The following is a 20,103-nucleotide window of genomic DNA, read 5'->3' as shown; positions in this document are numbered from 1 at the left end:
TTATGCCTCCTCGCTGGCTGTTTGGTAAATGACCTTGATCGCGCGCAGTGCCGCGCCGGTCGCGCTTTGCACCGAGCGGTTCACGTCGAGCGGGCTGGATGCTGAACCCGCGCCGCACATGCCGCCATCGGGCGAGCCCTCAATGAAGCCGGACGAGTCGGTGATCACATCCTGCGGTAGTGCGATGGCATTGGACTCTGGTTCCATGCCGATCGCCAGCACCACCAGGTCGTGCGCGGTGGCGTAGCGGTGATAGCCCTCGGTGTCGACCCCGTGCAAGATCGGGTCGCCGTTGTCGGCCTGCGCGATCCGCGCAACCTTGGACTTGACGAACTTGACGGTTGCATCCCGCTGGACCATCTGGTAAAAATCTTCAAGGCGGTCAATGGAGCGGATGTCGATGTAATAGACGGTGGACTGCGCCGTGTCACCGAGCGCCTCGCGTACATACTGGGTCTGTTTCAGCGTGGCCATGCAGCAGATGCGCGAACAGTGGCGCAGGTGGTTCTCGTCACGTGACCCGGCACACTGGATGAAGGCGATGTTCTTCGCCTCCTTGCCATCGGATGGCCGCAGCAGCTTGCCGCCGGTCGGCCCGGATGGGTCGGCCAGCCGCTCGAACTCGACGCTGGTGATCACATTGGGGAAGCGTCCATATCCGTAAGGCTGGATCTTCGCGGCATCGTAGGGCCTCCAGCCAGTCGCCCAGAGGACGGCGCCGACCGCAAGCTGGACCGTCTCTTCCTGCATTTCCAGATCGATGGCACCGACTTTGCATGCCGCCTTGGCCTGATCGGCGTCGGCGGTACCAATGATCGACGGGTCGAGCAGATAGCGCTGCGGATACGCCATCACGTGCGGCAGGTGCGCGGCCTTGATCTTGTCGAGCCCGTAGTTATAAGGATTGGGGATTTCAGCACTGACCGCGGCCGAACAATCGCCGCAGGCGGTGCAAGTTTCGTTGACATAACGTGGCCGAATCTTCAGCGTCGCCTGGTAATCGCCGCGCCGGCCGGTGATGCCCGCCACCTCGGTCATGGTCAGCACCCGCACGCGGCGATTGGCCTTGAGTCGCCGCAGATTGATCTCTAGCCCGCAGGTCGGATGGCACATCTTGGGGAAATAACGATACAACAGCGCAGTGCGTCCACCCAGGGTGGGACTGCGCTCGACCAGGACCACGTCCCGCCCGCATTCCGCTGCCTCGAGTGCCGCCGTCATGCCGCTGATGCCACCGCCGACCACAAGAATCGTCTGGCTAGTCGCGATAGGTGCCGTCATGGAATCTCCACTGCACAGGTTACGAAACGGTCAGGTACTTTGGGCGCTCTTGTCGCCTGTTCCCTGGTCATTGACATGGCAAACGAAGCGGGATCAAGAAATATCACTCGTTTGAGCGAGTCATTTCAACAGTCGAATCTCGAAAACGGACAGGAAATTCAATCATTCGAGAAAAGATAAGCGCTTGCTTAAATACTTATGTCCCCTATCTTAGCCCCGTGCAGGGCGTCGAGCAAGGCGGTTGGTGGGTACCTTTGCCACCTGTCATTGTTCACCCCCGACGGGCCGGTGGACCCGAGCGGTCGGTACGCGCACCCAGGCCGCCAACCCGCCGCCTTGGCGATTTTCCAGGCAGACCTCCCAGCCGTTGGCCTGGGCCAGCTGTCTGACGATGGCCAGCCCCAGCCCGGTGCCACCGGTGGCCGGGCTGCGCGAGGCATCCACCCGGTGGAAGGGGCGGAACACCGCCTCGATCTGGTCCTGCGGGATGCCTGGACCCTGATCGATGACGCCGATCAGACAGGCGCCGTCGTGCCACTGCGCACGCAGTTCGATCGGTCCGTCGCCGGCGTAACGCTGGGCATTGGCCAGGAGGTTGCCGAGCACCCGTCGCAGCGCCGCGGGCGGGGCGCTGATCCGCAGGTCCTGACACTGCACCGCGACCTCGGCGCCCGCCTCCCAGGCACGGCCGGCCAGGGTCTCCAGCAAAGCGGCCAAGTCGACCGGCGCTGCGGCCTCGCCGTCCAGGCCGCGGGCCAACTCCAGGACATCCCCCACCAGGTGGTTCATCTCATCGACATCGGTTTCCAGGCGCTCGATCCAGGCCGGGTCGGGGCGGCGCTCCATCATCTCCAGGGCGAGTCGCATCCGCGCCAGCGGGGTGCGCAGGTCGTGCGACAGACCGGCCAGCAGGGTGGTGCGCGCCTCCAGCAGGTCGTGGACCTGACGGGCCAATTGGTTGAAACGCCTGGCCAGGGCTGCCAGCTCCCGTGGTCCGGTTTCGGGTAGGAGTTCCGGGGTCGCACCCCGGCCGAGGACGGACGCGGCGGCCGCGAGCCCTTTGAGTGGCGCGACCGTACTGCGTCCGAGCCACCAAGCCGCAACCCCCGCCAGGATGAGCGCGGCGGACAGGGTCACCAGGGCGGCGGCCAACGGCTGGGGACCGACGCGGCTGCGCGGGAATCCCAGCCACAGGGTCCGTCCGCCCACCGGCAATCCGGCCCACAACCAGGGCTCGGTCCCCGCCTCGACACTCGCAAAATTCAACGGTTCTCCAGTGCGTTGCGCCAGTTGTGTCTCCAGCTCCCGCACATAGATGCCGTGCCAGGCGGTCTGGGTGGCCCCCGCCGGTGGCGCGACGGCCAGCGTCAGCCCGTGGGAGGCCATCAGCTCGCGCTCGAAGGCCGGGCGGGTGTCCGGCGGCAGTTCGCCCCAGGTCTGCGCGGCGAGCACCATGAGTCCGGCCAGATCGCTAGTCGCCCGCTTGGCCAGGGGCTGCATGAGCAGGAAGACCACCGCCAACGTCGTCAGCACAGTGAACAGCACGAAGATCAGAGTGAGCCGCAGCGCGTTTTGCTGGCGCAGGCTTAAATTCCTGGACATACTTTAAGATTCGGTGCCGCGCGGATTGAACAGATAGCCGGCGCCCCGCACGGTGCGGACATAGACCGGGTTCGCGGGATCGGGCTCGATCTTGCGGCGCAGGCGTGCCACCCGGATGTCGACGGTGCGGTCGTAGGGGTCGCGCTCATAGCCCTTGAGCAGATCCAGCAGCAGGTCCCGGGGCAGCACCCGATTGGGCCGTTCGATGAAGACCTTCAGCAGGTCATATTCGGCACCGGACAGGCCCAGGTCCTGATCGGCGCACAGCAGTCGGCGGGCCGCCCGGTCGAGCCGATAGGGGCCGAAGCACTCCCCCTCCAACTCCGGCGCCGGCCCCGCACCCTGCGAACGCCGCAACAGTGCACGCAGGCGGGCCAGCAGTTCCCGCGGGCTGAAGGGCTTGGCCAGGTAGTCGTCGGCGCCCAGCTCCAACCCGACCACCCGGTCGATCTCCTCGCCGCGGGCCGACAGCATCAGGATCGGCACGGCGCAATGTGTCCGCAGTTCGCGGGTGAGGGCTAACCCGTCTTCGTTGGGCAGCATCAGGTCCATGACGATGGCGTCCGGCATGGCCTGTTGCATGGCGCGGCGCATCGCCTCCCCGTCGCCGGCCAGGTCCACGGCAAAGCCCGTGTCGGTGAGATAGGCGCACAGCAGGTCCCGCAGTGCGGGATCGTCGTCTACCACCAGAATGCGGGCAGTGGGGGGGCATGTCGTCATCTTAGCCGAGAACACGGCGCAAAGACCGGGCGGATACACACCGTTACACACTGATACAGACCGCTACGCCGCTGACAAGGCGTTGCTACAGGGTGCGCCTAGAATGAGTATTGTCATCACCGAGGCCCCCGATCATGACTCGTTTGCCCTTCCTTGCCCTGCTCTGTCCTCTCGCCGCTGTGGTCTGGGGTCAGGACGCAGCGGGAGAGGGAAGCGGGCCGCCGGACCCCACCGTACCAAGTGAGGCAGTGACCAGGACCTGGGTTTCGCCTGCCGACGAGGCTAGCGCGAGGCTACCGAAACCGGGTGAGCAACCCGGCCGCCCAAGAGGCGCCGTCGGACCTGGTGCTCACTGCGGGGATTTGCCCTACGGCGCCGGCTACGAGGCCCGACATGGGCAGGGTGGGATAGCGCATGGACGCGGCATGGGACGGCTGGGACACTGAAGGCTAACACTCCATCGACTCTTGAAAGGTAGACATCATGAAAACGCGTGTGCTGATTACCCTGACTATGGTATGCCTGGGGTTACCCGGTTCCCTGCTGGCCCAGACTCCGGTATCGCCCGGCCCCATGACGTTCGCAGATATGGATAAGAACGGTGACGGGGTCGTTACCGAGCAGGAGTTCGCGACCGCTCGCGCGGAGCGCATGGCAGCGCGCGCGGCCCAGGGCGCACCCATGCGAGGGGCTGCCACCGCACCGACCTTCGCCGACTTTGACCAGAATGGTGATGGCCGACTCACCCCCGAGGAGTTCCAGGCCGGACGCCAGGCGCGCATGCAGGGGCGTCCCGGGATGGGGCCGGGTCCCGGGGGGGCTGGCCCAAGTATGGCGCCCGGAACGGGTCCCGGCGCCGGTATGGGGGGCGGTCGCGGCATGGGTATGGGCCGCAACATGCCGGCCTTCGCCGAGTTCGACCTCAACGGGGACGGCACTCTGACTGAAACGGAATTTACTCAAGCGCGGGCCAAGCGGATGGCGGAGCGGGCGGCCCAGGGGTATCCGATGCGCAATGCCGGCAACGCACCGGCGTTCAGTACCATCGACACTGATGGTGATGGTCGGGTGACTCCAGCCGAGTTCGCCGCCAGCCAGGCAGCGCATCGCCAACAAATGATGCAACAGCCCTGATACCTCAGTGGGTGCTGGCACGCTGTGGCGCAGGGACCCGCAACGCCAGCAACTGATTGCACTGCAAGCCCGGCAAGCCCGGCAAAGCCGGCTGAAGTGCTTGTTTTTTATTGTGGAAAAAAATGTCCGCTGAGGGACGCCGGGCGCACCGTGCGGAGCGGTCCAGGCTCCGCCACGGCGTTGGTGTCAGGTCAGTTGATCAGCCAGCCGAAACTCAGGCCAAGTTCGTACTGGGACATGGAGATCGACGCCGACTGGGTGCCGGTGAAGGCGCCGGGTCCGCTGACGCGCTTTTCAGGGGCATACATACCCCAGAAGGACACCTCGTATTGCTTGCGCAGGCGGTAGGTCGCACCCAGGGTCCAGTGGTCTTGGATGACCGCGGGGGTCAGGGTGTTGAAGGCAATCTCCTGTCTCCTGATGATCTGGTTGCCGTGGCTGTAGCCCGCGCGCAGCGTCAGGGCGTCGGTCACCAGATACTGCACACCAAGCTTCAATACGGTCATGTCCCGCCAGCCGAAGCCGGCACCGTTGCGACCGCCCAGGCAATAGCTGGGGTTGTAGCTGGAGCCGGAGGCGGTGGGCCCGAAGGCGGCATTGACGTCGCACCGCTGGGCCAGTTGGTTGGTGTTGCCGATGGCGGGCACATCGCTGTACCAGATCTGCTGCACGTCCAGCGCCAGGGTGAGCCGGTTGTTGGGCTTGAAGGCCAGGCCGATGGTCCCGGCCGCCGGGACATCCAGGTCGCCCCCCTCGGCTAAGAGGTCAGAATATTTCTTGAACTTACTCATGTAAGTCTTGGAGCGCAAGGACAGCCCCAGGGTCCACTGGGGGGTGATGTCCCACAGCGCACCGAGCTGGAGCCCGTAACCCCAGGCCGAATCCGTACCCCGGTCGGTGAGGTTCACGGGCGATGAGGCGCTGCGGCCGCCGTTGGCGATCATGCTCTGGGTGAAGGTCTGGGTAAAGCCCTGGAAACCACCCACGCCGCGTATCTCAATGGTCTGATAGCCAACGAGAAAACTTGCGCCGAGCGAGAGATTGTCCATGACCCGCCGGGCGTAGCCGAGGGCAATACCCAATTGGGACAAGTTGACGCCAGTGTTGCCGCCACCCAGCAGGCTGGTCCCCGGAACCTGAGCGCCGCACGGGTTTCCCGGGCCATGCGGCGGATTGGCGCAGCCGTTGTTACCCCCATAGGTGCCGAGATTTAGCATGGTGTTCCCGCTGCGGTAGTCGGTGTTCATGCCACCGTTGCCGAACAGGGCCAGGCCGACGGTGCTCTTGGCGTCCAGGGGATGGGCGTAGCCGAAGCTGGGGATCAGAAAATTCTGATTCTCGCTCTTGACCGTGCCGGTGCCGTTACCGCTGCCGATCGGCGCGTAGGCGCCGGTGGCCGCATCGGGCGTGATACCCCGGTACTCGCGCGAGGGACTGAACAAGGCGGCAGCCAGGTCGAGGCGCTGCCCGAGCTTGGCGAGCGTGGCCGGGTTACCGACGATGCTGAGGCTATCCTGCGCCAAGGTGGCCTCGCCCGCGCCGGCCATGCCCTTGGCCGCCGGCGAATAGGCGTGCGACATGTAGCCGTTGGTGGCCTGAGCGGTAGTCAACGTCAGCGCGGAAGCGAGTCCGAGCGAGACGGCTGAGATTCTGGAAGCAGACATGGGGTCCCCCGGGATTATGATGCAGCGGCGCCCGCAGGGGCCGTTGCTAATTTTTCTTGCCGAGGGAAATCTATCATAATTATTGCTAATCCTGGAAAGATCGCAATAGTCTTGTGATCATTAGGCCTTTTCGCTCGGTTTCCGGCCGCCGGCCAGTTGGGACCGGCAAACCTCGATCTAAATTCGTTGCAAGAACGGGAAGAGTTAATGACCGGAGGTCTTGTGATCTGCCTGATGACCGCCTGGGGCCAGCACGAGCGCGAGTTGCGCGTCTGGTTCACCCGCCGAGTGGGCGATGCCCACGAGGCCGAGGATCTGCTGCAAGACCTGTTCATCAAGGCCCTGGGCCGCCATCAGCTGTTCTGCGAGCTGGTCAACGCCCGCGCCTGGCTGTTCGCGGTGGCACGCAACATCCTGACCGACCATCTGCGCCGGCAAAAGGATCATGTGGAGCTACCCGATGATCTGCCAGCCCCCTGTGAGGAGCCGGTGCCCGTGGATACCCTGGCCGCTTGCCTGCCGCGAGCGCTGGCGGAGCTGTCGGCGCAGGACCGCGAGGCGCTCACCCTCTGCGATCTGGAGGGGATGAACCAGGAAGCCTATGCCCAACTCAAGGGCTTGACCCTGCCTGGCGCCAAGTCGCGGGTGCAACGCGCGCGCAAGCGCCTGCACGAGCACCTGTCCACCGCCTGCCAGGTGCGCCTGGACGCGACCGGCCGGGTGTGCTGCTTCGTCCCGCGGACGCCGCCTGTTACCCCGCTTTGATCGGCTGCGCCGCCCGGCTTTCCGGCGCCCTGCATCTTTTTGCCGTCGCGTTCGTCTCCTTCCATGTAGCGGGCAATCTGCCTGCTTGCATGACCCCCGCTGAGGGATTTTATCCATGATCAGAATCAAAGCATTGGCTGGGCGCGGCGGGCCGAGGGCTTGACCGTGACGACGCTAGCCCTCGCCGCCCTGCTGACCTTTGTCCTGACCACCGTCTTCAGCATGACCAAGCGCTGATCGCTGCTGTCCGACCGAGACCCCCACCATGACCCCAAAAACCGCCCCCACCCCCGAGACCAGCGCCCTGCGCCCCTGGCTCTGGGGCCTACCCCTGGCCGCCGCGCTGTGGGTGGCGGTCTACTGGCATCTCACCGACCTCGCCGACCTGCTGGTGTCGGCCGCGGGACTGTCGCGCGCGACTCACTGGGGCGAGGCGGCCCACTTCTTTCTCTATGACACCCCCAAGGTGCTGCTCCTGCTGACCGGCATCGTCTTCTTGATGGGTGTGATCCAGACCTTCTTTGCCCCGGAGCGCACCCGGGCCCTGCTGGCCGGGCGGCGGCTGGGGATCGGCAACGCCATGGCCGCCAGCTTAGGTGTAGTCACGCCCTTCTGCTCCTGCTCGGCGGTGCCGCTTTTCATCGGCTTTCTCTCGGCCGGGGTGCCGCTGGGGATTACGTTTTCGTTCCTGATCGCCGCGCCGATGATCAACGAGATCGCCCTCGCCCTCCTGCTGGGCCTCTTCGGCTGGAAGGTGGCGGCACTCTATCTGGGGATGGGGCTGCTGATCGCCATCGTGGCCGGGCTCATCATCGGCGAGCTCAAGATGGAGTGTTATCTGGAGGACTGGGTGCGTGCCATCCATCAGGGTGCGGCGGTGGCCCCCAGCGGCACGGGGTACATCTGGGTCGAGCGCTTCGAGGCCGGTTGGCGTCACGTGCGCGAGATCGTCGGCAAGGTCTGGCCCTATGTCCTCGCCGGCATCGGGCTCGGCGCGGCCATCCACGGCTTTGTGCCGGAAGACTTCATGGCCAGCTTCATGGGGCGCGATGTCTGGTGGGCGGTACCGGCTGCGGTGGTGCTCGGCGTGCCCATGTACACCAATGCCGCGGGAATACTGCCGATCGTCGAGGCCCTGATCGGCAAGGGGGCGGCACTCGGCACCACGCTCGCTTTCATGATGAGCGTCATCGCGCTCTCAGCGCCGGAGATGCTGATCCTGCGCAAGGTGCTCAAGTGGCCGCTGATCGCCACCTTCGTCGGGGTTGTGGCGGCGGGTATTCTGCTGGTCGGTTATGTCTTCAATCTCATTCTATGAGGATCTGGATTATGAAAGATATCAAAGTTCTTGGTTCCGGCTGCCGTAACTGCCAGACCACGGCGCAATTGATTGAGGACGTCGCCAAGGCTAAGGGTGTCGCCATCGCCTTGGAGAAGGTCGAGGCACTCGCCGAGATCGTGCGTTATGGGGTCATGTCCACCCCCGGGGTGGTAATCGACGGTCAGGTTGTCCACGCCGGTGGCATACCGGACCGCAAGCAGGTGGAAGGCTGGTTCGCGCCTACGGTCTGAGTGTGGATCCGGATCAGCCCTTGACCCACTTGCCGAAATTGTCGGTGTTCTTCTCCGCTCCATCGGCATAACCGGCCTCATAGGCATCGGTCAGTCGCTGTTCCTCACGCCTGGGGTTTTGCAGGAAGCCGCACTGCCAGCCCTGCGTGTACTCGTCATCGACAGCCATCTGCTCCATCTTCGTGACGTTATCATAGTAGAACTGATTCATCTCCGCTCCGCGCGTCTAGTTGGGAAAGTTGCCGGGGCCTGAGGCTTGCTCGCGCCGCTGCCGACCTGCTGCTCCGACCTGCCACTCGACAGGGGTTCGGGGCCTGAGCAGTTTGGTCAATGCTCGTGATTCGAGCAGAGGCAGCGCGCGTACAAGATTACCATCTGGCGTCTTTGGCCACCTGGGTTAGAGACTCGACGAGCCGATGATCTGGTGGGCCAAGCCCCTTACGCGGCTGGCCAGATCACTGTATTCCTGACGATACGTCAACAGCGGTCCTGCGCTCGCGGCCCAGTAGTCTCTGCCGCTGAAGCCGTTTTGATGCTCGCGTCCAATGAACTGCTGTTGCATCTGGATCATTTTGTCGATCAGCGCCTGTTTCTCTGCCTTCAACGCTTGTAGGTCGCTCATGAGCGTCTCCCCGAATAGGGTTTGGTTGCTATCTCGACGAGTAAGTTAGAACTTGCTTATGCTTTAACATACCATCCGGTTCTAGTCCGGGTCAACTCCGGGCCGGACTCAACCGCAGCTCAAGGTTGAGCAGCCAACAAAGAGGGGATCATGCTAATCTTGTGTGGCTTGTCCTGCGCGTCAGGGAGCTACAAAAAATTTTGTAGAATATAGCCCTTACATGATTTTGGTGGGTCGCTAGCTAGCTGCGCAAGCCTCAGAGTCAGGCTGACAATCTTTCCTACAATGCTGCTGGACGATGCCAGGTGTCACAACGTGCTGCGAGGACTGCGCTGGCCCAGGGGGCGGGATGCGTCCACATTGCGAGGCGTTGCAAAATAAGTAAACCGTTATATTAGCGCCTGTTGACATAGATCCCTCCTTTTCGTAACATCACACCAATATCATAAAAATCCCAAATATGCCTTACAGAGATGGGTATAAACCCGCAGTGGCAACAGTTTGGTCAGAATCCAGAATGGGGCTTGCTGCGCCTTTAAATCACTTATAAACAGCGAGTTGCGGCTGGTTGATGGCCGACAGATACCACTGCGTCCGGCACCAGGCCATGGGCACAACAGACATCATTCGGTCAGTCACGTCTTCCCTCGTGATATTAGGATGGGGCTCCTACCGGCGCCAGGATTTTGGATGTCGAGCGGCTACCTTGATTGCTGCGGCTTGCTCCGTTCCGGGGGGCTACGCCTCGACGTGTGCCTGAAGGGCCCCGCTGGCGGCTCGCCACCCACCTGCACGAATGGCTTGACGACGTGTCGGATGCCCTCTGCCTGTTGCCTGCGCGGCTTCGGGCCGTTAGCCCCCCGGCAAAATACCCTCACGCCCACGTATTCAGGGGACTAGCGGCCCTCGATCCGTTCGCCATGGGCGGCAGCCAGTGACTGCCGATCATCGCGTCTTGGTGTGAGTCGATGGGGCGCAACAGCCCGCTGCTGCTCATGGGCACGGACCGCGTTTGTGCAGGTCCCACGTAAACGCAGGATGCCCCTGTTTTGAATGACCCGAGAGGAGCGACAGCGCAATGGCGATCGAGAAACACGACACCCCGATGCTCGACGAACTGGAGACCGGTCCATGGCCGAGCTTTGTCTCCGGAATCAAACGTCTGCGTGATCAACATCCGGACGAGCGGATCAACCGGATGTCCAATAGCCTGCTCGGACAATTGGAGCACTCCTATGAAACGCGCAAGGGCTATTGGAAAGGCGGCACCGTCTCTGTGCTCGGTTACGGCGGCGGTATTATCCCGCGCTTCTCGGAGGTCGCCAAGGTCTTCCCGGAGTCCAAGGAATTCCACACGCTGCGCGTGCAGCCGCCGGCGGGTAACCATTACACGACCGCGATGCTGCGCCAGTTGGCCGATAGTTGGGAGAAATACGGTTCCGGCCTGATCACCTTCCACGGTCAGACCGGCAACATCATGTTCATCGGCGCCGACACCAAGAACACCCAGCCGTTTTTCGACGAGATCAATGCCTACGGCTGGGACCTGGGCGGTGCCGGCCCCTGCGTGCGGACCGCCATGTCCTGTGTCGGCGCGGCCCGCTGCGAGATGTCCTGCACCAATGAGCTCAAGGCCCATCGGATGCTGGTCAACCGGTTCGTCGATGATGTGCACCGCCCGGCACTGCCCTACAAATTCAAGTTCAAGGTCTCCGGCTGCGCCAACGACTGCCAGAATGCCATCGAGCGCTCGGACTTCGCGATCCTCGGCACCTGGCGCGACGACCTGAAGATCGACCAGGGTGAGGTGCAGAACTACGTCAAAGACAAGGGCCGCCAGCACTATATCGACAATGTCGTCACGCGCTGCCCGACCCAGGCCGTGCGCCTGAATGACGACGACACCATCACAGTGGATAACCGCGCCTGCGTGCGCTGCATGCACTGCCTGAACGTGATGCCCAAGGCCCTGCATCCCGGCGATGACAAGGGCGTGATCATCCTGATCGGCGGCAAGCGCACACTCAAGATCGGCGACCTGATGGGCACCGTCGTGGTCCCCTTCAAGAAATTGGATACCGAGGAGGACTACGCCTCACTGGTAGAACTCGCCGAGACCATCATCGAGTTCTGGGCCGATAACGGGCTGGAGCACGAGCGCTGCGGCGAGATGATCGAGCGAATCGGGCTTGCCAATTTTCTCGATGGGATCGGCATCCCGCCTGACCCGAATATGCTGAGCCACCCCCGCCAGTCCTCCTATATTCGCACGGACGAGTGGGACGAAGCCGCGGCGGCCTGGTATGCGCGCCTCGCCGAGGCCGGCCCCGGCGCTGACCTCTGACCGCCTGTTGGGCCGCCCCGCCCAGGCGGCCACCGGGCTCTGACGAATAACTCGCTGATTGACTGGAGGACAGGCGATGGCCGACACGCGCGAGCCGATCGAATCCGGCTGCCCGGACCCCTGGCAGTATATGCATCCCGTGATGCGCAAGAACTTCGGCCAGTGGAAATATCACGAGCACCCGCGCCCTGGGGTGCTCCGTCACGTGGCCTGGAGCGGTGATGAGATTTGGACGGTCAAGGCCGGCACCCAGCGTATACTGGACGTCTTTACCTTGCGCACGCTCTGCGACATCGGTGACGCCTTTGGCGAGGGTCATGTCCATTTCACGCTGCGCTCCAACATCGAGTTTCTGGTCGCGGACCAAGCCAAGGTGGTCCCCCTGATTGCGGCCCTGGAAGCGGCCGGCTTCGTGGTCGGCGGCACGCAGAATTCGGTGGCGATGATCTCCCACACCCAGGGCTGGCTGCATTGCGACATCCCCGCGACCGACGCCTCCGGGGTGGTGAAATCGATGATGGATGAACTCATCGATGAGTTCCGCAATGCCACGATGCCCAATCGGGTGCATATCACCACCTCCTGCTGTCAGATCAATTGCGGCGGGCAGGGTGACATCGCGATCAATGTCCAACACACCAAGCCCCCGCGCATCAACCACGACCTGGTGGCCAACATCTGCGAACGCCCCACGGTGGTGGCCCGCTGCCCGGTCGCGGCGATTCGCCCGGCCATGGTCAACGGTAAGCCGTCGCTCGAGGTGGATGAGCGTAAATGCATCTGCTGCGGGGCCTGCTATCCGCCGTGCCCGCCGATGCAGATCAATGATCCCGAGCACTCCAAGCTCGCCATCTGGGTGGGCGGCAATCACTCCAATGCCCGCGGCAAGCCGACCTTTCAGAAGCTGGTGGCGGCCGGTATCCCCAACAATCCGCCGCGCTGGCCGGAGGCCACCGCCATCGTGAAGCGGATATTGAAGGCGTACAAGGCCGGCGCGCGGGATTGGGAACGCATCAATGAGTGGATCGAGCGCATCGGTTGGCCCCGCTTCTTCGAGGAAGTGGACCTGCCGTTCACCAAGTATCACATCGATACCTGGCGCGGCGCCCGTGCGAGCTTCAACAGCTCGTCCTATATCCGCTTCTGAGCCCCGAGGTCGCCATGAAGTTTGCACTTCAGATCAATGAGGGACCCTACCAGCATCAGGCGGCGGATACCGCCTACTTCTTCGCTAAGGCGGCGTTGGAGCAGGGGCACGCGATCTTCCGTGTCTTTTTCTATCACGACGGGGTCAACAACGCCACGCGACTCACCACCCCGCCCCAGGATGACCGGCACATCGTCAACCGGTGGGCGGCCCTGGCCGAGCAGTATGACCTGGACCTGGTGGTCTGCGTGGCCGCGGCCCAGCGTCGCGGGGTCGTGGACGAGGGTGAGGCGACCCGTAATAAGAAGGACGCGACGAATATCCACCCCGGATTTCGGATCTCCGGTCTGGGACAGTTGGTCGAGGCGGCGATCCAGGCCGATCGTCTCGTCGTCTTCGGCGACTGAGGGGCGCAGGTCATGTCGGAAACAATTAAGAAATTCCTGTACCTGAACCGAAAGGCACCCTACGGTACCGTCTATGCGTGGGAGTCGCTGGAGGTGGTCCTGATCGGTGCCGCCTTCGATCAGGAGGTGAGTCTGCTGTTCATGGACGACGGCGTCTATCAGCTCATCAAGGGACAGGATCCGAGCGGGATCGGGATGAAGAACTTTTCCCCGACCTACCGCACCCTGGGTGACTACGAGGTCAAGTCCATCTTCGTCGACGGCGAGTCGCTGACCGCGCGCGGTCTCATGCCGGACGACCTGATGCGGATCGCCTGGGACGACCCCGACACGCAAGAGACCGTCGAGAACATCGTCACGGTGGTCGATGCGCCGCGCGTCACGGCTCTGATGGACGCGGCCGACGTGGTATTCAGCTTCTAACGGGGGTTCCATGAGCATCCTGCACACCGTCAACAAATCACCCTTCGAGCGCAATTCGCTCGCCTCCTGCCTGAAAGTCGCCGCGCCCGGCGCCGCCGTGCTGCTGATCGAGGACGGCGTCTACGCCGGGCTACGAGGCACCAGTGCGGTGCCTTTGGTTACGGCCGCATTGGCGCGGGTTAAAGTCTATGTGCTTGGCCCGGATCTGAAGGCGCGGGGGTTTGCCGCTGAGCGCCTGCTTCCCGGTATCGACGTCGTTGATTACGCGGGATTCGTGGAGCTGGCCGTGCAGAGCGCCAAGGTTCAGGCCTGGCTGTAGTTTTTGAACCTATAAAACGTTTCTGGAGAATCGCAATGGCTGACACAATCGATGTCGATGGCAAACACTTGGCCGTGGATGAAGAGGGCTATCTGGCCGACCTGAACGAATGGGTGCCCGGCGTCGCCACGGTGATGGCGAAGCAGGACAACCTGGAACTGACCGATGATCATTGGGACATCATCAACTTTCTGCGCGCCTACTACGAGGAGTACCAGATCGCCCCCGCGGTGCGCGTGCTCACCAAGGCGGTGGGTAAGAAGCTGGGTGCGGAGAAGGGCAACAGCAAGTATCTGTACAGTCTGTTTCCTTACGGCCCGGCCAAGCAGGCATGCCGCTTCGCCGGCCTGCCGAAGCCGACCGGCTGCGTCTGACCGCTGGTTTGGCAGCACGGCCATGTGCGCCCGGCGCCAGGTCCCACTGAGGTAGCGTATGCCGTTTCTGACTGAACTCTATGCCTACGTGTTCTATGGTGCCGCTCTGGTGTTTGTCTCCGGGCTGACCTACAAGGTTGTCCAGTATACCCTTACGCCGGCCCCGCTCAAGATCCCGACCACCCCGGCACCGACGGCCCGGGGCGGGGTAGTATTGCGGATGACGCGTGAAGTGGTCTTGTTCGAGAGCCTGTTTCGCGGTAACAAGTGGACCTGGATGTTCGGTTGGCTGTTTCACTTTGGACTTTTCCTGGTGACCTTGCGCCACCTTCGTTATTTCCTGAACCCGGTTCCGGCGTTCATCGAGTTCATTCAACCGTTCGGCGTCTATGCGGGATTCGCCATGATGATCGGCCTCGCGGGCCTGTGGGCACGGCGCTTCCTGGTGGATCGGGTGCGCTATATCTCCGCATGCGCCGACCACCTGATGCTCGCACTTCTGTTCCTGATCGGGGCGAGCGGATTGATGATCCATTTCTTGGTCCATACCGATATCGTGGCGGTCAAGACCTTCATCATCGGCCTCTACCGTTTCACTCTCAATCCCTTGCCGGCCGATCCCGTGCTGCTGTTCCATCTGGCGTTGGTCGCCGGTCTGATGGTCATCTTCCCGTATAGCAAGTTATTGCATGCCCCCGGGCTCTTTTTCAGCCCGACGCGCAACCAGGTGGACAACCCCCGGGAGCGTCGACATCTCGTTGCCTGGGCCTCACGTCTTGAGCGCCCCTGACTGCACACGAGGTTGAATCATGGCTAAGGCCACCTTTAAAGTCCCGACGCTGTGCCAGTACCCGCAGGTGCCTCCGGTCACGCCCGGGACGATGGCGCACAGTTCGCCTTTCCTGTCCAAACCTGAGTTTCAGGCGCCGCTGGGTTTCCCCGGTGAGTTGGTTGAGAATTGGCAAGAGCGGGCGATCGAGAAGATGGGCGAGCTCCTCACCCGCTATCGGTCACTGCGCGTCTATCTGGATTCCTGTGTCAAGTGCGGTGCCTGCACCGACAAGTGCCACTATTTCCTGGGCACCCAGGACCCGAAGAACATGCCGGTCGGGCGCCAGGACCTCATGCGCAAGGTCTATCGGCGGTATTTCACTTCGGCCGGGCGACTGTTCCCCAAACTGGTCGGTGCCGAGGATTTTACCAAAGAGGTCCTGGACGATTGGTACAGCTACTTTCATCAGTGCTCCCAGTGTCGCCGCTGTTCGGTGTTCTGCCCCTATGGCATCGATACCGCCGAGGTCTCCATGGCCGCCCGGGAGATCATGGACGCAATCGGCGTCGGGCAGAAATATTGCAATGAGATCATCGGTAAGGTCTATAAGATCGGCAATAATCTGGGGCTGCCCGGGCCGGCCCTGATCGATACCCTGGAGGGGCTCGAGGAGGACGTCTTCGACGACACCGGGGTGCACGTGCGTTACCCGATCGACCAGGTGGGTGCGGAGGTGCTGTTCGTCACCCCCTCGGCCGACTTCTTTGCTGAGCCCCATGTCGATGGCTTGATCGGGTATGGCAAGGTCATGCACGAGTCGGGCCTCACCTGGACCTTCAGTTCATTGGCCTCCGAGGCCGCCAACTTTGGCCTCTTCATCGGGTCCTACGAGAACATGCGCAAGGTGGCGCTGCGCATCCGTGAGGCCGCCATCCAGCTCAAGGTCAAGCGCATCGTCTTCGGCGAGTGCGGTCATGCCTGGCGCGTCGGCTATAGCTTTCTCAATAGCCTGGCCGGTCCCTGGGATTTTCTCGACCCGCGCTACCCGGTGCCCCAGCACATCTGCGAATTCACTTACGACCTCATCCAACAGGGCCGGCTGACGCTCGACAAGAGCCACAACGACGACAAGGTGCTCACCTTCCATGACTCCTGCAACGTCGCGCGCGCCTCACGCATGGGCGATACGCCGGGCGGCCAGTTCGAGATCCCGCGAGCCATTATCCGCGCCACCTGTAACCACTTCTATGACATGGACGAGGAGACCATCCGCGACCGGACCTTTTGTTGCGGCGGCGGCGGCGGGCTACTCACCGACGACCTGATCGAACTGCGGGTCAAAGGTGCCAAGCCACGGATGGAGGCGCTGAACAACGTCATCCAAGAGAAGTGCGTCACGCACATGGTCGCCATCTGTGCCATCTGCAAGAGCCAGTTCACCAAGATCCTGCCCTTTTATGGCATGGAGATGGACCAGGTCATCAGTCTCCACCAACTGGTGTCGAACGCCATCATTCTCACCCCGCGGGATGACGACGCTGATGATGACGACGGGGCGCAGGGCCGCGCTGACGACGAGGATGATGCGCAGTGAGCCCGGCCGCTGGTTTGACGCCGGATCCGGCGGCAGCGGTGCTTGGAATCGGGCTGTCCAGTGATAACAACCCCCAGTATTCGGCTGGTTAGGAGAGACATGCGATGGCGACCCCCGCTCACGAGATCAACACCAAGCCCTCCTGGCGCCGCTACGCGGACGGTCAGCAGGACTGGGAGTCCTGGACCGACAAGATTTTTGCCCAGGATCGCTCTCACAAGTGCCCCACCTATATCCATAAGACACCGCCGTGCCAGGCCAGTTGTCCGTCCGGTGAGGATATCCGGGGGTGGCTCGCGATTGTGCGCCAGCAGGAGAAGCCGCCGTCGGATCTGACCTGGCAGGAATACGCCTTTCGCCGCGCCACCGATGCGAACCCCTTCCCCGCCCTGATGGGCCGGGTCTGTCCGGCGCCCTGTCAGTCCGGGTGTAACCGCACCGAGCTGGAGTCGGCGGTCGGGATCAACGCGGTGGAGCAGTTCATTGGCGACACTGCCATTGCCAACGGTTATCGCTTTGCCGCGGCGCCCCCGCTGACCGGGCAGCGTGTCGCCATCATCGGCGGCGGGCCTGCTGGCTTGGCCGCCGCCTATCAGTTGCGGCGCAAGGGCCACGCCTGCACCATCTTGGAGTCCAATGAACGCCTGGGCGGCATGTTCCGCTACGGCATCCCCGGCTACCGGGTGCCGCGTGGCCACCTGGACGCGGAGATCCAGCGCATCCTGGACTTAGGTGATATTGAGGTCCGCTTCAAGACCCGGGTCGGGGTGGACGTGCAGGTCGCCGACCTGGAGCGTGACTTCGACGCCGTGCTGTGGGCGATCGGCTGCCAGAGTGGCCGTGGGCTGCCGGTGCCGGGCTGGGAGGGCACACCTAACTGTGTCTCGGGTGTGGCCTTCCTCAAGGCCTTCAACGAAGGCCGGATGAAGGTCACGGCGCAGCGGGTGGTCTGTGTCGGGGGCGGGGACACCTCCATCGACGTGGTCTCAGTGGCGCGCCGCCTCGGTCACATCACCAAGGCCGGCCACCGGGAACTGCCCGAAACCGTGGTGCACGACGGCTATGTCGCACACGATGCCGCCTTGAGCGCCGCGGCCGAGGGCGCCGAGGTCACCCTGACATCGCTCTTCGCCCGCGCGCAGATGACCGCCTCCGAGCACGAGGTCCATGACGCCACTTACGAGGGTGTCACCATCCTCGACGGCGTGATGCCGTTAGAGTTGATCGTGGGGGGCGACGGTCGGGCCACCGGCCTCAAGGTCGCCGACTGCCGGCTGACCAATGGGCGTCCCAGCCCGGTCGAGGGGACCGAGCGGGTCCTCGCGGCGGACCTCATCGTCTCGGCCATCGGCCAGGGTGGGGACCTGACTGGCCTCACGGCCTTCGACAACGGCCGCGGGTTCATCAACGCGGACAAGTTTGGCCAGGTGCCGGAGCGCGCCGGCCATTTTGTCGCCGGTGACATCATCCGCCCACACCTCCTGACCACCGCCATCGGTCAGGCCTGGGTCGCGGCGGACTCCATTGATGCCTACTTGCGCCAGGCCGAGAAACGCCGCCGTCCCAAGGTCGACGTCCATCATTTCAACCTGCTGGACAAACTGGCCGAGGTCAAGCGGACCCCCGAGCCCTTCAGTATCGAGGCCCGGGGTGACCTGCGCGGCACCGATGACGGCAACTGGGCCGTCCATAACTATGACGATCGTTCCAGCGCCGAGGTCATCGCGCAAGACGAACTGTTCCTCGGTCACTTCAACTATCACCCGCAGAACGTGCGTGAGGAACAGGTACCGGGGGCCGAAGTGGTGCTCGGTCACTTCAAGGAACGGGTCATCGGGCTCACGGATGTGCAGGCGCTCGACGAGGCCAAGCGCTGCATGTCCTGCGGCTTGTGCTTCGAGTGTGACAACTGCGTGATCTACTGCCCGCAGGGTGCCGTCTATCGGACGCCCAAGTCGGAGCGGACCACCGGTCGCTATGTCGCCACCGACTATGCCAAGTGTATCGGCTGCCACATCTGCGCGGACGTCTGCCCCACCGGCTACATCAAAATGGGGCTGGGTGAGTGAGTGGCCGCGGGCCAATGCATTTGGGATGTGTGGGATGGTGAGCGGTCTGATCCCAACCCGGGCCGGTCTTATCCTGCTCGGCCTGTGCTGTGCGTTGGTCGCTCAGTGCGTCCTGGCGGGTGATGGGCAGTGCTACGTGCGGCCCGGCTCACGGGCCGCCGCGCTCGACGACTGCGTCGCGCCCACGGCGTTCATGCGGCGCAACCATATGGAACTGATCAAACACCAACGTGACGCCACGGTTCACCAGGGCATCCGCGGCACCCGTGACAGCCTGGCCGGTTGTATCGACTGTCACGTGAGCCGCGCCGCCGATGGCCAGCCGGTGGCCGTCAACGAAAAACACCAGTTCTGCTCTGCCTGCCACGCCTTCGCCGCCGTCAAGGTCGACTGTTTCGACTGCCATGCCGCGGTGCCCCGGGGTGCGCCACTGAGCGAAGCGGCTGGTGGCATGCCCGAGAACGACCTACGCCGGACCAATCAATAATGAAGCAACAGCACCCAGAAGAGACGATCGACCAGGGGCGCCGAGCCTGGTTCGGCCTGGCGGCGGGGGTGACGGCGGCGGTGGCGGCACCCGGGGTCGTCCTGCACCTCGCCGATGCCGCCCCTGCCGTTGGGACTGAAGGCGTGCCAGTCACCGCCGCCGCGCGTTGGGGCCTGTTGATCGACACGAACAAGTGCTTGGAGGGTTGTCGCGACTGTGTCGATGCCTGCGCCCGGGAGAACGGGCTCGACCGTCAGACCAAGCCGGCCGCCCAGTCGTCGGCCGCGTGGGCCGACCAGCGGGCGGTCTGGCTCCGCAAGGCCAAGTTGGCGGACAACCTGACCGGGCGGGTGACCAACCTGCCGCTCATGTGTCAGCATTGCGAGCACCCCCCTTGTGTGGACGTCTGCCCGACCGGGGCCTCGTTCAAGCGGGCGGACGGGATCGTGGTGGTGGACCGACATGTCTGCATCGGCTGCCGCTACTGCATGATGGCCTGCCCCTACCAGGCGCGCAGCTTCATTCACGAGGCCGTGCACGATCAACTGACCGGGGTCCCACGCGGCAAGGGCTGCGTGGAGAGTTGCAATCTATGTGTCAGCCGGCGTGACCATGGGCTCGCGTCCACCGCCTGCGTCGATGCTTGCACGGCCGCCGGCCACGGCGCCATCGTCTTTGGGGACATGAAGGACCCGGCGAGCCCCATCAGCCTGGCGCTGAAGGCGATGTCCAGCCGCCAACTCCGCGAGGACCTGGCGCTCAACACCGGCGTACGTTACGCGGGCCTCTAGCCCAAACAGTGGACTA

General features: G+C 63.5%; 21 protein-coding genes. 15 read left to right on the top strand and 6 right to left on the bottom strand.

Features of this window, described 5'->3' with window-relative positions; all coding sequences use genetic code 11:
- The 3 genes from QZY44_RS08415 to QZY44_RS08405 form a co-directional block, all read right to left on the bottom strand.
- Positions 1-1,281, bottom strand: coding sequence for an FAD-dependent oxidoreductase (locus QZY44_RS08415; protein ID WP_295444953.1), 1,281 nt, complete (start codon positions 1,279-1,281; stop codon positions 1-3).
- Positions 1,282-1,545: 264 nt separating this feature from the next.
- Complete coding sequence (locus tag QZY44_RS08410) at positions 1,546-2,883, bottom strand: ATP-binding protein (RefSeq protein WP_295444951.1); 1,338 nt, start codon at positions 2,881-2,883, stop codon at positions 1,546-1,548.
- 3 nt (positions 2,884-2,886) lie between these two features.
- Positions 2,887-3,603 carry a response regulator transcription factor gene (locus QZY44_RS08405; protein WP_295444949.1) on the bottom strand — a complete coding sequence of 239 codons (717 nt, stop codon included), beginning with the start codon at positions 3,601-3,603 and terminating at the stop codon, positions 2,887-2,889.
- 483 nt (positions 3,604-4,086) lie between these two features.
- Between QZY44_RS08405 and QZY44_RS08400 the strand changes: the two genes are divergently transcribed.
- Positions 4,087-4,737 (top strand): EF-hand domain-containing protein, encoded by a 651-nt coding sequence (locus tag QZY44_RS08400; RefSeq protein ID WP_295444947.1) that lies wholly within the window; start codon positions 4,087-4,089, stop codon positions 4,735-4,737.
- A gap of 191 nt (positions 4,738-4,928) precedes the next feature.
- Here the strand turns inward: QZY44_RS08400 and QZY44_RS08395 are convergent, their stop codons facing one another.
- Positions 4,929-6,401, bottom strand: coding sequence for an outer membrane protein transport protein (locus tag QZY44_RS08395; protein WP_295444944.1), 1,473 nt, complete (start codon positions 6,399-6,401; stop codon positions 4,929-4,931).
- Between the two features lie 207 nt (positions 6,402-6,608).
- On the opposite strand from QZY44_RS08395, the gene QZY44_RS08390 reads away from it, so the two are divergent.
- The 3 genes from QZY44_RS08390 (at position 6,609) to QZY44_RS08380 (ending at position 8,738) form a co-directional block, all read left to right on the top strand.
- Positions 6,609-7,166, top strand: coding sequence for a sigma-70 family RNA polymerase sigma factor (locus tag QZY44_RS08390; protein WP_295444942.1), 558 nt, complete (start codon positions 6,609-6,611; stop codon positions 7,164-7,166).
- A 265-nt stretch (positions 7,167-7,431) separates the two neighbouring features.
- Entirely contained in the window at positions 7,432-8,484 is a 1,053-nt protein-coding gene (locus QZY44_RS08385; RefSeq protein ID WP_295444940.1) for a permease, read from the top strand.
- 11 nt (positions 8,485-8,495) lie between these two features.
- On the top strand, positions 8,496-8,738 hold the full coding sequence (locus tag QZY44_RS08380) for a thioredoxin family protein (RefSeq protein ID WP_295444937.1): 243 nt from the start codon (positions 8,496-8,498) through the stop codon (positions 8,736-8,738).
- Positions 8,739-8,751: 13 nt separating this feature from the next.
- Here QZY44_RS08380 and QZY44_RS08375 read toward each other — a convergent pair whose 3' ends face one another.
- Positions 8,752-8,949, bottom strand: coding sequence for a hypothetical protein (locus QZY44_RS08375; RefSeq protein WP_295444934.1), 198 nt, complete (start codon positions 8,947-8,949; stop codon positions 8,752-8,754).
- Positions 8,950-9,135: 186 nt separating this feature from the next.
- A complete protein-coding gene (locus tag QZY44_RS08370) occupies positions 9,136-9,360 on the bottom strand; it encodes a hypothetical protein (RefSeq protein ID WP_295444931.1) in 225 nt (74 codons plus the stop codon).
- 1,078 nt (positions 9,361-10,438) lie between these two features.
- Here QZY44_RS08370 and dsrA point away from each other — a divergent pair.
- The 11 genes from dsrA to dsrO all read left to right on the top strand — a co-directional run bounded on the left by dsrA (position 10,439) and on the right by dsrO (position 20,087).
- The gene (gene dsrA / locus QZY44_RS08365) at positions 10,439-11,704 is read left to right on the top strand and encodes a dissimilatory-type sulfite reductase subunit alpha (protein ID WP_295444928.1); all 1,266 of its coding nucleotides are present in this window, start codon (positions 10,439-10,441) and stop codon (positions 11,702-11,704) included.
- Between the two features lie 76 nt (positions 11,705-11,780).
- Positions 11,781-12,851: a dissimilatory-type sulfite reductase subunit beta gene (gene dsrB, locus QZY44_RS08360; protein WP_295444923.1), complete on the top strand. Its 1,071-nt coding sequence runs from the start codon at positions 11,781-11,783 to the stop codon at positions 12,849-12,851.
- A 14-nt stretch (positions 12,852-12,865) separates the two neighbouring features.
- A complete protein-coding gene (tusD, locus tag QZY44_RS08355; RefSeq protein WP_295444919.1) occupies positions 12,866-13,258 on the top strand; it encodes a sulfurtransferase complex subunit TusD in 393 nt (130 codons plus the stop codon).
- A gap of 12 nt (positions 13,259-13,270) precedes the next feature.
- Entirely contained in the window at positions 13,271-13,681 is a 411-nt protein-coding gene (tusC, locus tag QZY44_RS08350; protein WP_295444917.1) for a sulfurtransferase complex subunit TusC, read from the top strand.
- 10 nt (positions 13,682-13,691) lie between these two features.
- Positions 13,692-14,000, top strand: a complete 309-nt coding sequence (tusB, locus tag QZY44_RS08345; RefSeq protein ID WP_295444914.1) for a sulfurtransferase complex subunit TusB — start codon at positions 13,692-13,694, stop codon at positions 13,998-14,000.
- A gap of 35 nt (positions 14,001-14,035) precedes the next feature.
- Positions 14,036-14,374, top strand: coding sequence for a TusE/DsrC/DsvC family sulfur relay protein (locus QZY44_RS08340; protein ID WP_295444912.1), 339 nt, complete (start codon positions 14,036-14,038; stop codon positions 14,372-14,374).
- 58 nt (positions 14,375-14,432) lie between these two features.
- The gene (locus QZY44_RS08335; RefSeq protein ID WP_295444909.1) at positions 14,433-15,164 is read left to right on the top strand and encodes a respiratory nitrate reductase subunit gamma; all 732 of its coding nucleotides are present in this window, start codon (positions 14,433-14,435) and stop codon (positions 15,162-15,164) included.
- 19 nt (positions 15,165-15,183) lie between these two features.
- Positions 15,184-16,740 carry a sulfate reduction electron transfer complex DsrMKJOP subunit DsrK gene (gene dsrK, locus QZY44_RS08330; protein WP_295444906.1) on the top strand — a complete coding sequence of 519 codons (1,557 nt, stop codon included), beginning with the start codon at positions 15,184-15,186 and terminating at the stop codon, positions 16,738-16,740.
- Between the two features lie 104 nt (positions 16,741-16,844).
- Positions 16,845-18,809: an NAD(P)-binding protein gene (locus QZY44_RS08325; RefSeq protein ID WP_295444904.1), complete on the top strand. Its 1,965-nt coding sequence runs from the start codon at positions 16,845-16,847 to the stop codon at positions 18,807-18,809.
- A gap of 34 nt (positions 18,810-18,843) precedes the next feature.
- Positions 18,844-19,296, top strand: a complete 453-nt coding sequence (locus QZY44_RS08320; protein ID WP_295444901.1) for a sulfur reduction protein DsrJ — start codon at positions 18,844-18,846, stop codon at positions 19,294-19,296.
- Positions 19,296-20,087, top strand: coding sequence for a sulfate reduction electron transfer complex DsrMKJOP subunit DsrO (gene dsrO, locus QZY44_RS08315; RefSeq protein WP_295444898.1), 792 nt, complete (start codon positions 19,296-19,298; stop codon positions 20,085-20,087). The genes QZY44_RS08320 and dsrO overlap by 1 nt, the downstream gene beginning before the upstream one ends.
- Positions 20,088-20,103: the final 16 nt, after the last annotated feature.

The sequence above is a fragment of the uncultured Thiodictyon sp. genome, from assembly GCA_903837595.1.
Taxonomy (GTDB): Bacteria; Pseudomonadota; Gammaproteobacteria; order Chromatiales; family Chromatiaceae; genus Thiodictyon.
This window is presented reverse-complemented; position numbering and strand designations above follow the sequence as displayed.